General features: G+C 61.8%; 12 protein-coding genes. 1 reads left to right on the top strand and 11 read right to left on the bottom strand.

What is annotated here, in order from left to right; translation table 11 throughout:
- Nucleotides 1–50: 50 nt before the first annotated feature.
- The 11 genes from rnhB to rpsP all read right to left on the bottom strand — a co-directional run bounded on the left by rnhB (nt 51) and on the right by rpsP (nt 11,048).
- Nucleotides 51–839 (bottom strand): ribonuclease HII, encoded by a 789-nt coding sequence (rnhB, locus tag AB5202_RS05365; protein WP_368143739.1) that lies wholly within the window; start codon nt 837–839, stop codon nt 51–53.
- 93 nt (nt 840–932) lie between these two features.
- A complete protein-coding gene (gene rplS, locus AB5202_RS05360; RefSeq protein WP_006236098.1) occupies nt 933–1,274 on the bottom strand; it encodes a 50S ribosomal protein L19 in 342 nt (113 codons plus the stop codon).
- Nucleotides 1,275–1,483: 209 nt separating this feature from the next.
- Nucleotides 1,484–4,234, bottom strand: a complete 2,751-nt coding sequence (gene ppdK, locus AB5202_RS05355; protein WP_368143738.1) for a pyruvate, phosphate dikinase — start codon at nt 4,232–4,234, stop codon at nt 1,484–1,486.
- A 342-nt stretch (nt 4,235–4,576) separates the two neighbouring features.
- Entirely contained in the window at nt 4,577–5,452 is an 876-nt protein-coding gene (locus AB5202_RS05350) for a pyruvate, water dikinase regulatory protein (RefSeq protein WP_368143737.1), read from the bottom strand.
- Nucleotides 5,453–5,486: 34 nt separating this feature from the next.
- Complete coding sequence (gene glyS / locus AB5202_RS05345; RefSeq protein ID WP_368131534.1) at nt 5,487–7,583, bottom strand: glycine--tRNA ligase subunit beta; 2,097 nt, start codon at nt 7,581–7,583, stop codon at nt 5,487–5,489.
- Between the two features lie 3 nt (nt 7,584–7,586).
- Complete coding sequence (locus AB5202_RS05340; protein WP_006236091.1) at nt 7,587–8,498, bottom strand: glycine--tRNA ligase subunit alpha; 912 nt, start codon at nt 8,496–8,498, stop codon at nt 7,587–7,589.
- A gap of 59 nt (nt 8,499–8,557) precedes the next feature.
- Nucleotides 8,558–9,121 (bottom strand): signal peptidase I, encoded by a 564-nt coding sequence (gene lepB / locus AB5202_RS05335; RefSeq protein ID WP_368143736.1) that lies wholly within the window; start codon nt 9,119–9,121, stop codon nt 8,558–8,560.
- Between the two features lie 2 nt (nt 9,122–9,123).
- On the bottom strand, nt 9,124–9,882 hold the full coding sequence (gene trmD, locus AB5202_RS05330) for a tRNA (guanosine(37)-N1)-methyltransferase TrmD (RefSeq protein ID WP_271738779.1): 759 nt from the start codon (nt 9,880–9,882) through the stop codon (nt 9,124–9,126).
- 10 nt (nt 9,883–9,892) lie between these two features.
- The gene (gene rimM, locus AB5202_RS05325; RefSeq protein WP_055309865.1) at nt 9,893–10,414 is read right to left on the bottom strand and encodes a ribosome maturation factor RimM; all 522 of its coding nucleotides are present in this window, start codon (nt 10,412–10,414) and stop codon (nt 9,893–9,895) included.
- Nucleotides 10,415–10,418: 4 nt separating this feature from the next.
- Nucleotides 10,419–10,664: a KH domain-containing protein gene (locus tag AB5202_RS05320; RefSeq protein WP_438265663.1), complete on the bottom strand. Its 246-nt coding sequence runs from the start codon at nt 10,662–10,664 to the stop codon at nt 10,419–10,421.
- 42 nt (nt 10,665–10,706) lie between these two features.
- Nucleotides 10,707–11,048 carry a 30S ribosomal protein S16 gene (gene rpsP, locus AB5202_RS05315; protein WP_022094749.1) on the bottom strand — a complete coding sequence of 114 codons (342 nt, stop codon included), beginning with the start codon at nt 11,046–11,048 and terminating at the stop codon, nt 10,707–10,709.
- Between the two features lie 201 nt (nt 11,049–11,249).
- Here rpsP and dinB point away from each other — a divergent pair, with 201 nt between their 5' ends.
- The gene (dinB, locus tag AB5202_RS05310) at nt 11,250–12,503 is read left to right on the top strand and encodes a DNA polymerase IV (RefSeq protein WP_368149859.1); all 1,254 of its coding nucleotides are present in this window, start codon (nt 11,250–11,252) and stop codon (nt 12,501–12,503) included.
- The last annotated feature ends 130 nt before the right edge of the window (nt 12,504–12,633 follow it).

The raw sequence follows: 12,633 nt of genomic DNA, 5'->3' as shown, positions 1-12,633 counted from the left end.
GCTACCAGCAGGTTTATAAAACCCCAGAGGTCCATGTCTCCACAATTGGCCTAGAAAAGGCGCTCAGTCTGCAGAAAGTTTCCGCAAAAGCTCACGCGGTGCAGCGGACAAAGTCCATGTTTGCGAATGGCCTCGATGTGCTCGGGGCTCGCATAGCCCTTCGACTCGGCCAGATGGTACTCGGGATACTCGGCGTCGTACTCGACCATCATCTCGTCACGCGTGACCTTGGCCATGATGGACGCCGCGGCGATACAGGCGATTTTGGCATCGCCCTTCACCACGTCGCGCTCGTTGGGAACGGCGCCCAAGGGGTTACCGTCCATAAGCACGCAATCGGGCTCGAGCCCCGTATCGGCCACGGCGCCCGCAACGGCAGCGCGGATGGCGCGGGCCATGCCCATATCGTCGATATCCGCAGGCGCGATATGGCAAAAACCGATCGCCGTCGCCACCTCGGCAATCTTCACCGAGAGCAACTCGCGGCGCGCGGGCGTGAGCTTTTTGGAATCGTTGATACCCCAGACGCGCGGCTCCATAGGAAGACAGACGGCGCATACCGTCAAAGGACCGGCCACCGATCCGCGACCCACCTCGTCGACACCAACGACCACCCCATCGCCGCCAAGCTCATGCATAAGCTCATACATGTCATTGACGCGCTCGCGCTCGGCAAGCTCTTTGGCATGGCGTTTGAGGGCGCGTTCACAAGCCTTGATCACCTGCTGGCGCGGGTCCTCGCGATAATGCTCCACGAGGGCGGGGATCTCCTCAAACGTTGCGCTCGCCAGCTCTCCGGCAACCTGCGATGCCGAAACCGAGCTCGTCATATTGGCCATACCAGGCCCTCCTTGCATGCAAATCAGATAAAAAGAAGGGCCACCCGAAGGTGGCCCTTGTGTCCAAACGAGTGGACAGACGCTGCGATCTTCTTAGCGCTTCTCGGGGATGCGAGCAGCCTTGCCCACCTTGTCGCGGAGGTAGTACAGCTTGGCGCGACGGACGCGACCGTGACGAACGACCTCGAGCTTGGCGATCTTGGGGCTGTGAAGCGGGAAGGTACGCTCAACACCGACACCGAAGGACATCTTGCGGACGGTGAAGGTCTCGCGGGCACCGGCGCCGGCCATGCGGATGACGTCGCCCTGGAAGACCTGGATGCGCTCGCGGTCGCCTTCCTTAATGCGGTAGTGAACCTTGACGTTGTCGGCGACGCGAACCTGAGGAATGTCCTCGCGGATCTGCTGACGCTCGATTGCGCGGATGTAATCCATGTGCAATTCCTTACTCTTCTAGAGGTGCCGTACCACCTTGGCCGGCACGTAGTTGAACAAACGTATTCGAGTATACACGCGCGGGTTTCTGCTGCAAGAACAATTTTTTACGCAGACAAAAAGACAAAACCCGCACATGATAACCGCCCGCCTCACGAATGAGACGGGCGGCATGAAGGGGGCTACGCTAGGCGTCTAAACCCAAAACGTTACGCGGAGCGCTTCGCCTCGAGCTTGGCCTGAGCGGCAGCCAGGCGCGCGAGGGGCACGCGATAGGGCGAGCAGGACACGTAGTCCACATCGGCCACGTTGAACAGGTCCTTAATGGATTTGGGGTCGCCGCCGTGCTCGCCGCACACGCCAAAGTGCATGTCGGGGTTGGTGGCACGGCCCTTCTCGACTGCCATGCGTACCAGCTCGAGTACTGCCGTATCGATGGTCTCGAAGGGGTTGTCCTTCAGAATCTTCTTATGCATGTACAGCGGGATGAACTTTGCCTCGGCGTCGTCGCGAGAGAAGCCAAAGGTCGTCTGCGTAAGGTCGTTGGTGCCAAAGCAGAAGAAGTCGGCATGATGGGCGATCTCGTCGGCGACCATACAGGCGCGCGGCAGCTCGAGCATCGTGCCCACGGGAATGTTGAGCTCGACGCCCTCCTCGGCGGAAACCTCGTCGATGACGCGCTCGATGACCTCGCGAGTCTGGACATGCTCAGCCGTGATGGAAACGAGCGGAACCATGATCTCGGGATGCGGGTCGACGCCCTCCTTGATAAGGCGGGCAGCGGCCGTGGCGACGGCGCGAACCTGCATGAGCGGCAAATCGCTAAAGACGACGGACAGGCGAACGCCGCGCAAGCCGAGCATGGGGTTCGACTCGACCATGCCGTCGATACGACGCAGGCGGGCGCGCAGGGCTGCAAGCTCTTCCTCGCTGGCGCCGGCGGCTTCCTTCTTGGTGATGGCGACCTCGAGCTCGCGAGGATTATCCAGGAACTCATGAAGCGGCGGATCGAGCAGGCGGACGACCACATCGCGACCGGACATGGTCTTGAACATCGCCAGGAAGTCCTCGGTCTGAACCTTGAGCAGGTCGGCCAGGGCCTGCTGCTTCACGGCCTCATCGTCAGACAGGATAAAGCTCTGGATGATGTTCTTGCGGTCGCCCAGGAACATGTGCTCGGTGCGGCACAGGCCGATGGCCTCGGCGCCAAACTCGAGCGCAAGCTCGGCATCCTCGGGATTGTCGGCGTTGACGCGCACATGGTTGGCATGGCCACAGGTCTCGTCCAGGCGAATCTCGTCGGCCCAGGACAGGATGGTATCCAGATCGCCGGTGAGCTCGGCGGAGACCAGGTCGACGGGACCGTCGACGACGATGCCCTGGGTGCCGTCGATGGAGATGATGTCGCCCTCGTGCAGCACGCGGTCGCTGCCCTCGATGCACACGACCTTCTCGGCGGCATCGATGTGGAAGCGCTCAACGCCGCAGACGCAGGGCGTACCCATACCGCGGGCGATAACAGCGGCATGGCTCGTCTTGCCACCGTGGCTGGTCAGGATGCCCTCGGCGGCGACCATGCCCTTCAAGTCGTCGGGGTTGGTCTCCCAACGGACCAAGATAACCTTATGACCCTCGTTTGCGCGCGCGACGGCGTCATCGCTCGAGAACACGACCTCGCCCACGGCGGCGCCGGGGCTGGCGTTGAGGCCACAAGCCAGAGCCTCGTACTTCTTGGAGGAATCGAACTGCGGGTGCAAGAGTTGGTCGAGCTGCGCGGGATCGATACGGCTCACGGCCTCCTCGCGGGTGATGAGGCCCTCCTCAACCATCTCGATGGCAATGCGCAGGGCGGCGGTGGCGGTACGCTTGCCCACACGGGTCTGGAGCATCCAGAGCTTGCCCTGCTCGATGGTGAACTCGATATCGCACATATCGCGGTAGTGGTCCTCGAGCGTCAGGAACACGCGCTCGAGTTCCTCGCCAGCGGACTCAAGACCCGGGGTGGCCTTGAGGTCGGCGATGGGCTCGGTGTTGCGGATGCCGGCGACGACGTCCTCGCCCTGGGCGTTGACCAGAAAGTCACCGTAGAACTCCTTGGTGCCGTCGGCCGGGTTACGCGTAAAGGCGACGCCGGTCGCCGAGGTCTCGCCCTTATTGCCAAAGGCCATGGCCTGGACGTTGACGGCGGTGCCAAGGTCATCGGAAATGCCGTGCTGCTTGCGATAGATGCAGGCGCGCTCGTTCATCCAGCTGCCAAAGACGGCCTGGATAGCAAGGCGCAGCTGAAGCTCCGGATCGTGCGGGAAGACGGGCTTGCCGTCAGCGACCTCGAGCTCGGGATACAGAGCAGCCTCGACGTTGTCGGAGAAAATGCCCTTGAAAGTCTCGACGAGTTCCTGCAGGTCCTCAGCCGAAAGCTCGGAGTCGACGCGGACGCCGGCGACCAGGCGGGCCTGGGTCAGGGCGTTCTCGAACAGGTCGGCATCAACGCCCATGACGACGTTGGAAAACATCTGGATAAAGCGGCGGTAGCTATCCCAAGCAAAGCGCGGGTTTTGCGTCTGGGCAATGAGACCCTGAACGGAGTCGTCGTTGAGACCCAAGTTGAGGACCGTGTCCATCATGCCGGGCATGGAAAACGGAGCGCCCGAGCGAACCGACACGAGCAGCGGATCGGAGGCGTCGCCGAGCTTCTTGCCACAGCGGGCCTCGAGGTCCGCCTCGGCGGCAACGATCTCATCGAGTGCGCCCTCGGGCCACACGTTACCGGCGCCGGAGTACTCGACACAAGTCTGGCAGGTAATGGTAAAGCCACCGGGAACCGGCAGGCCGATACGGCTCATCTCGGCAAGGTTAGCGCCCTTACCGCCAAGCACGAAGTTCATGGACTTGTCGCCCTCGGTGACACAGGTGCCCTGGGCGTCGGTTCCAAAACGGTAAACCCTCTTGCAATCGCTCACGATACTTCCCCTTCCATGCACTTACGCGCACGACCGTGGTAACGAATCGACCCACCGGATGCGGGCCGTGAGGGAACTATACGGCGCGTTTTGGGCAGGCTTGCGCAGAGGACGCGGGGGTTGGTAAACGTGGTAAATATGGCGGTAAACGGTAGGTAAAGGTGGTCACCTTATGAAGATACCACTACAAGAAAATACAGGTCAGATGCAATGTATTTGCTAAATCGCTTTACCATAAGTAGCTAATTTGGGACGGGGCTTTTTTAGCTGCCCCCGTCGGCAATCGGCCAAAAAGCTCGCGGCCTCAGTCGGGGTAGCTAAAAAAGCCCCGTCCCAAATTAGCTACTTTTGTTGGACTCGACGGGCGGCGCGGCGGGCACGGGCTTCTTGGATTTCCTCCAAGTGGCTGATGATCTCGGAGGCGCTTTCCTCGATGGCCTTGCCGTCGGTACGCACCACAAAGCAGCCTAGGCGCTTCATGAGGGCACGAGCTTCCTCGAGCTCGCTGCGCACGCTCTCGGGCTCGGCATAGGAGCCGGCGACGGCACGGGCGTAATCGTCGCCCAAACGGCTATCGCGAATCTCGGAAATAACGTCGACGGTCGAAATCAGGCCGAACAGGCGCATCGGGTCGACCTCGTAAATCGACTTCGGCGGCTCCGTGCCATGGGCCAACGGAACATTGGCAACCTTGTAACCTTGATAGGCCAGATACATCGACAGCGGCGTCTTGGACGTGCGCGATACGCCCAGCAGCACGATATCGGCACCCGACAGATCGTCGCAACCGCGCCCGTCATCGTGCTCAACGAAATACTCCATGGCCTCGATACGATGGAAATAGCGGTCATCGGTCCTGTGAATCACGCCCGCAACGCCCTTGGGCGGTACACCGATAAGCGACGACAGCACGGCGAGCGTCGGGCCAATCAGGTCGACTGAACGAATATGCAGCATGCTCAGGTAATCGAGCACACGGGCGCGAAGCGCCGGATCGACAATGGTGTGAAACACGGCAATATCGCGATGGTCGGCATCGACGCGCGGCCCCACAAATGACTTGACCTGCTCCACGGAAGTCACCTTGGGCAGACGTAAAACGCGAAAAGCCCCTTCATCAAATTGCCCGGACGCCGCAAGCACCACCTCACAAGCGGTATCGCCGAGCGAGTCGGAGATAACGATAACGGTGGGACGAGCGGTGACCGGGCAATCCATGCGGGGCTCCTTTTGCGCTTACGCGCAGGCTGGCTTACTTTTTGCGGGCAAGCTCACCGATGTTGGCAATGCCGGAGAAAACGGCCTCGAAGCGGTTGAGCAGCTTAAGGCGATTATCGCGGAGCTGCTCGTCCTCGTCCATGACCATAACCTCATCGAAGAAACGGTCGATGGGCGCGCGCATGGCGGCGAGGGCGGCAAATGCGGCCGGGTAGTCCTCGGCAGCAAGGGCAGCATCGACAGCAGTCTGAGCAGCCTCGGAAGCATCGGCAAGCGCGAGCTCGGCCTCGCCCATCAGGCTGCGGTCGTACTCCGCGCCCAGCTCGGGCTTGGAGATATGCGCGGCACGGGCATAGGCCGTAGCCAGGTTGTCAAAGGTCTCGACATCGTTCTTGCGGGCCTCGTCGAGGGCGGCGCAGCGGGCGAAGAAGACGGACGGGGCGATGATGTGCACCGCAGAGACGGCGGCAACGGTATCGGCCGGGATCTTTTCGTCGCGGGCCATGCTCACCAGGCGGCCATGGAAGAAGTCGCGAACCTGCTGGGCGACCTCGGCGGCGTCGAACTCAATGCCCTGCTCGCTATAGAGCTCGAGGGCGAAGTCGATGAGCGATGTGGGGTCGATCGGCAGACGGTCGCGCAGGATGTTGATGATGCCGATAGCGGCACGACGCAGCGCGTAGGGATCGGAGGAGCCGGTCGGGGGCTCGCCAATGGCAAAGATACCGGCGATGGTATCGAGCTTGTCGGCGCAGGCCACGATGCAGCCAGCGGTGCCCTCGGGCAGCTCGTCACCGGCAAAGCGGGGACGATAATGATCGCGAATGGCGTGGGCGACCTCGTCGTTCTCCCCCATCGCGGTGGCGTAGTAACCGCCCATCACGCCCTGCTGGCTCGTGAACTCGACGACGGCGTTGGATACCAAGTCGGCCTTGCACAGGTGCGCGGCGCGAGCGGCATCGGCTGCCAGGTGAGCACCCAGGTGTGCCTCACGGGCAATAGCGAGCGCGAGCTGCTCGATGCGCTCGGACTTGGCGAGCACGCTACCGAGCTTCTCCTGGAAGGCGACCTTGGCCAGACGCTCGCGGAACTCGTCGAGGGAGATCTTCAGGTCCTCCTCGTAGAAGAACTTGGCATCGTCCAGACGGGCACGCACAACGCGCTCGTTGCCGTCGATCACGCGCTCGGCGTTCTCGGGCTTGCTGTTGGAGACGACCACGAACTCACGTGTGAGCTTGCCCTCGCCGTCATAGATCGGGAAGTAGCGCTGGTTGGTGAGCATGGACTCGCAGATGATCTCGTGCGGGACCTTGAGGAACTCCTCATCGAAGGTCCCGACGAGCACCGTCGGCCACTCGCAGAGGTTGATGACCTCCTCAAAGACCTTCTTGGGCGTATCGACATGGCAGCCGGGACGGGCAGCCTCGACCTCGGCGATACCGGCAAGGATGGCCTCGCGACGGCGCTCGGCAGAAAGCACGCCGGCGTCCTCGAGCACCTGCTCGTAGACGGCGGGGCTGGCGACCACATGGTCACCGGGGCCAAGCACGCGATGACCACGCGTGGTGTTGCCACTCGTCACGTCGGCAAACGACACGGGCACAACGTCCTCGCCCAGAAGGCAGCAGATCCAGCGGACCGGACGAACAAAGGTCGCATGCTCGTGACCCCAGCGCTGAGAGCGGTAGTTGGGCCACTGCAGGCCAGCGATAGTCTTCTCGCACAGGGCCGTCAGGATCGGGGTGGCCGGGGCGGAAGGGATGTTCTTCTCGGCAAAGACGTACTCACGGCCGTCGGTGTCCTCGCGACGAACCAGATCCTCGGCAGCCACACCGCACTTGCGGGCGAAGCCCTGGGCGGCCTTGGTGGCGTTACCATCGGCATCGAAGGCGATGTTGGCCGCGGGGCCGCGCTTGACCTCGTGAACCTCGTCGGTCGCGGTGGCGACGTCGGCAACGAGCGCAGCCAGGCGGCGCGGGCTCGAGATCACACGGACCTCGCCGTGAGCCAGACCGGCCTCGTCGAGACCCTTGGCGATCATGGTGCCAAGCTGCTTGACGGCATTGTTCAGCGGTGCGGAGGGCATTTCTTCCGTACCGATCTCAAACAGGAAATCCTTAGCGTCTGCCATGGCTTACGCCACCTCGCCTTCCTGATCGGCATTCTCGTTGACTCCGGCGACCTCGGCCATGTAGGCCTCGCAGCACGCCTTGGCGACGGCGCGGACGCGCAGGATGTAGTTGGCACGCTCGACCGCGGACAGGGCGCCGCGAGCATCGAGCAGGTTGAAAGCGTGGCTGCACTTCATGACGCAGTCATATGCCGGCAGCGGCAGCTTGCGCTCCAGGCAGGAATGGCACTCGGCCTCGTAGTCGTCAAACTTCTGACGCATCATCTCGACGTTTGCGACCTCAAAGTTATAGGCACTGAACTCGCGCTCGTTCTCGAGGAACACGTCGCCATAGGTCATGGGCGTGCCGTCGGGCAGGTAGCTCCACACCAAGTCGTAGACCGAGTTAACGCCCTGCGCATACATGGCAATGCGCTCTAGGCCATAGGTGATCTCGACGGGCACGGGGTCGACCTCGATGCCGCCTACCTGCTGGAAGTACGTAAACTGCGTGACCTCCATGCCGTTGAGCCAGACCTCCCAGCCAAGGCCCCAGGCGCCGAGCGTCGGGCTCTCCCAGTCGTCCTCGACAAAGCGGACGTCATGGTCGTTGGGGTCCAGACCGATAGCGGCAAGAGACCCCAGGTAAAGCTCCTGGGCGTTGACCGGTGAGGGCTTGATGAGCACCTGGAACTGATAGTAGTGCTGCATGCGGTTGGGGTTCTCGCCGTAGCGGCCGTCGGCGGGACGGCGGCAAGGCTGCGCATAGCAGGTGCGCCACTCGGCGGGACCGAGCGAGCGCAGCGTGGTCGCGGTATGGAAGGTACCGGCACCGACCTCGGAGTCATAGGGCTGCATAATGACGCAGCCCTGCTCGCCCCAGTACTGCTGGAGGCGCAGGATGATGTCTTGGAAGGAAAGCGATGAAGCGTTCATGCCTCTAATATCCCCTCGTCGAAACGATTACACGGTTAGGTACTGTACTATAGCGGTTTTTAGTCGATAGCGCCGATGCGGTTGAGCGGCCAGTAGCGAACGAGTGCCACAGCGATCAAATCAGAGCGATCGACGGGACCAAAGTAGCGTGAGTCGGCAGAGTTTTCGCGGTTGTCGCCCATCACCCACACGCACCCGTCGGGAACGGTGTAGGGATAGCTTACCTGAGTGCCGGGTGCTTGGACCGAAAGTGGCCAGCTCATGCCCGTCGTATAGTCCTCGTCGAGCGCTTGGCCGTCAACGACCACCTTGCCATCCTGCAGGTCGACCGTCTGGCCGGCCGTGGCAATAACACGCTTGACAAGAACATCATGCTCGGAGGTGCCATCGGGGTTGTGAAACACCACGATATCGCCCTGCTTGACGGGCTGACCGAGCTCGATGCTCACCTTTTGTGCCAGGATCTGGTCGCCAATCTCGATCGTGTCCTCCATAGAGCCGGTGGGCACCACAAAGGGCTCGACCACAAAGGTGCGGATCAGGAAGGTGGCCACGAGCGCGATCGCGATGACCGCGATCCACTCAAAAGCGCCCCTCAACGCGGAATGTTGCGTAGGAACCATACTCACTCCTCGCTCTGCGAATACGAAGCGTCAAGGATCTCCTGCGCGTAAGCGCGCTCCTCGGGCGTGAGCCGCGCCGTCTCGATCAGATCGGGACGCCAGCGGCAGGTGCGCTCGATGGCGTTCTTGCGACGCCAGGCATCGACCTTGGCGTGATCGCCGCTCACGAGCACCGGAGGCACGCCCTCGCCGTTGAACTCGGCAGGACGGGTGTACTGCGCGTACTCGAGCAGGCCTCCATCCTCGGCGGTCGAGAACGACTCGTCCACGTTGCTCATCTCGTCGCCCAGGGCGCCGGGAATCAGGCGTACGACGGCATCGGCAACGACCATAGCGGGAAGCTCGCCGCCCGTGAGCACGTAGTCGCCGATCGACAGACGCTCATCGGCATACGCATACGCGCGCTCGTCGACGCCCTCGTAGCGACTGCACACAAACAGCAGGCGCTCACTTTTGAGCAGGCGCTCGGCCACACGCTGCGTAAAAGGCTCGCCACAGGGGGTAAAGAACACCACAGTGGGCTTGGGACCCTCTGCGCTAATGGCCTCGATGGCCTCTGCGATAGGCTCGACCTTCATGAGCATGCCCTGCCCGCCGCCGTACGGCTCGTCATCGACAGTACGATGGCGGTCGTGCGTCCAGTCGCGCAGGTTATACGCCTTAAAATCAAAAAGGCCGGCCTTGCGGGCGCGGCCCAAGATCGATGTGGACATGACGGGCTCAAACATCTCGGGAAAGACCGAAAGGGTCTCGATCAGCATGTTGTCCTCCCTACTTGTCCATATCGATCAGGCCGTCCATAACGTGGACGGAAATTGTTCCTGTGTCGGGAAGATCGAGCACGACCTGCTCGATCACGGGAATCAGTACCTCGCCGTACCGATCACCCTCGACAACCCAAACATCGTTGGCGGGCGTCGACATGATCTCGACGATCGTACCGAGCGAACCGAAGCGCTCGTCGACCACCTCGCGACCCATCAGGTCGGTATAGGCAGCGTCGAGCGAATCGAGCTCAAAATCGTCACGATTTGCCAGCACGTAGCATCCCGTGATGCCCTCGGCGGCCGTCAAGTCGTCAATGCCCTCAAACGAGACCAGATCGCCATCGCCCGTATCGGTGACGGACACGACCGTGCAAAAGCGGTCGCGCTTGAGCGCCGGCGGCGTCAGGGCGACGCGCATACCAGGCTCTAATACAGAAGGAAGCCCCCGCAGCGGCTGCGCGAGGACCTCCCCCTTCCTTCCGTGCGGCTTGACAACACGGGCGATGTTTTTGTACTGGGACCTCAAGGTCCTAGCCCAGAACCTCTACCTCGACAGCAGTGTCGAGGCGAGCGGCCAGTGCACGGGCGAGCGCGCGAATGGCCTTGATGGTACGGCCACGACGGCCGATGACCTTAGCGACGTCATCCTCGGCGACCGAAACCTCAATCGTAGAGGCGTCGTCACCATCGATGACCTCAAGGCTCACGGAATCCGGGTCGTCGACGATCTGAACAACGAGATATTCGACGAGATCGGCGATGCGATCTGAGAGCATTGCCTCACCCTCGAGCTGTGCAGCGTCAACCTCAGGCACGATTTACTCCTCGGCGCCCTCAGCGGCCTCAGCGGCAGCCTTAGCGGCCTCGGCCTCTTTGGCAAGCTGCTTCTTGGACTTCTTGACGACGGTCTCGGTCTTCTCGCCCTCGTTGGCGGCCTTGACCAGAGCGGCGACGGCGTCGGTGAGCTGAGCGCCCTTGGACTGCCAGTCGGCGATCTTCTCGAGGTCGAGGTTGATGGTCTTGGGGGCGGTCATCGGGTTGTAGCGGCCAACCTCCTCGATGATACGACCGTCACGCGGGGCGCGGGAATCGGCGACGACGACACGGTAGTACGGACGCTTCTTAGCGCCGTGACGAGCAAGGCGAATCTTGACTGCCAAAGGAAACTCCTCCAACCAAGCAGCTTTAGGCTGCAACTACAAACAAACAGCTGAACATAATACGCCATCGACGCGGGCAGGTGAAGTCCGTGAGACCAACTTCTTCGGTGTAGTCGAGGGCAAATCCATATCTTAGACAAGAATTCAGGATTTGCAAGCACATACACGCACCCCACATGAGCTGCGCGGTATACTCATGACATGGAAAGACGCGAACATACATACGGTTATGAGGATGCCATGGGCGTCACGCCGCCGCCCTGGACGGGTCCGGCGGTGGGCCTGATGGACCTTGATGCGTTTTTTGCGAGCGTGGAGATGCTCGATCATCCCGAATGGCGCGGAAAGCCGCTCATCGTGGGCGGAGACGCCGATTCGCGTGGCGTCGTGTCCACGTGTTCGTATGAGGCACGTCGCTTTGGCGTGCACTCTGCCATGGCCTCGGCCGAGGCGCGGCGCTTGTGCCCGCAAGCCATTTGGACGCATGGGCATTTTAATCGCTACCGCGAGGTCAGCGCGCAGGTCATGGCGATTCTCGCCGACGAGACCCCGCGCGTTGAGCGCGTATCCATCGACGAAGCCTTTATCGATATCACACCGGGTCGCTTTGCGCCCGAAGACCCGCTGCTGGTTGCGCGGCGTATAAGCGACCGCGTGGCAGGGCTGGGAGTGACCTGCTCCATTGGCGTGGGCTGCAACAAGACGGTCGCAAAGATCGCAAGCGAGCGGGATAAGCCGTTTGGGCTGACCATCGTGCGCCCCGGAACCGAGCAGCGCTTTTTGGCCGCGCTGCCGGTATCTGCCATGAGCGGCATCGGGCGCTCGGCCGAGGAGCGACTGCGCCGCATGCGCATCTACACCCTCGGCGAGCTATCACGTGCACCGGAATCCACCTTGTCCTCTATTTTTGGCGTCAACGGCGAACGCATGCGCCAGCGTGCGCTGGGACTCGAAATCTCTGAAGTCACGAGTCTCGATGAAGAGCGCGAGGTCAAGTCGGTCAGCAATGAACGCACCTTTGCGAAAGATTTGACTGAGCGTGGGGATATTGAGGCGGCGATTGCGCTGCTGGGCGAGTCAGTGGGACGCCGCCTGCGCCGTCAGGGACTAACGGGCGCCACGGTGACGCTCAAGCTCAAGTATTCGTATGGCAGCGGGCGTACGGCACAGCGCCGGCTGCCTCATCCGACCGACGATGAGAACATCTTCGTGGCGGTTGCACTCGAACTGCTCGACAACATCTGGCAGGAAGGAATGCACGTGCGCTTAGCAGGCATCGGCATGAGCGACTTTGACCATCAGGGCGGCATCCAGACTGACCTGTTCTGCGAAGTCGATGACCGCGGGGCCCAATCCAGCGACCGACGCGACCTCTCCGTCGCCATCGACGCCGTCCGAGACAAATTCGGCGACACCGCCCTATCCTTCGGCCGCCAATCCCGCTTCAACGATTAGTCCCTTAGGCAAAAAGAAAGCCGGGCAGGTGCGAATGATTATTCTAGGACGGGGATTTTTTAAGGCTCTGTTAGACCAGGATTGACATTCCGCCCCGTCATCTTCTTGCGATTGCACAATGGTCGCCCTC

Source organism: Collinsella aerofaciens (genome assembly GCF_040915545.1).
GTDB lineage: Bacteria > Actinomycetota > Coriobacteriia > Coriobacteriales > Coriobacteriaceae > Collinsella > Collinsella aerofaciens_BE.
Note: the sequence above shows the minus strand (reverse complement) of the source record. Positions and strands in the feature narration are given on the sequence as shown.

Coding starts and splice junctions, on each gene's coding strand:
- rnhB (WP_368143739.1), bottom strand. CDS start 839: ATGGCCAATATGACGAGCTCGGTTTCGGCATCGCAGGTTGCCGGAGAG.
- rplS (WP_006236098.1), bottom strand. CDS start 1,274: ATGGATTACATCCGCGCAATCGAGCGTCAGCAGATCCGCGAGGACATT.
- AB5202_RS05350 (WP_368143737.1), bottom strand. CDS start 5,452: ATGGATTGCCCGGTCACCGCTCGTCCCACCGTTATCGTTATCTCCGAC.
- glyS (WP_368131534.1), bottom strand. CDS start 7,583: ATGGCAGACGCTAAGGATTTCCTGTTTGAGATCGGTACGGAAGAAATG.
- AB5202_RS05340 (WP_006236091.1), bottom strand. CDS start 8,498: ATGAACGCTTCATCGCTTTCCTTCCAAGACATCATCCTGCGCCTCCAG.
- lepB (WP_368143736.1), bottom strand. CDS start 9,121: ATGGTTCCTACGCAACATTCCGCGTTGAGGGGCGCTTTTGAGTGGATC.
- trmD (WP_271738779.1), bottom strand. CDS start 9,882: ATGCTGATCGAGACCCTTTCGGTCTTTCCCGAGATGTTTGAGCCCGTC.
- AB5202_RS05320 (WP_438265663.1), bottom strand. CDS start 10,664: ATGCTCTCAGATCGCATCGCCGATCTCGTCGAATATCTCGTTGTTCAG.
- dinB (WP_368149859.1), top strand. CDS start 11,250: ATGGAAAGACGCGAACATACATACGGTTATGAGGATGCCATGGGCGTC.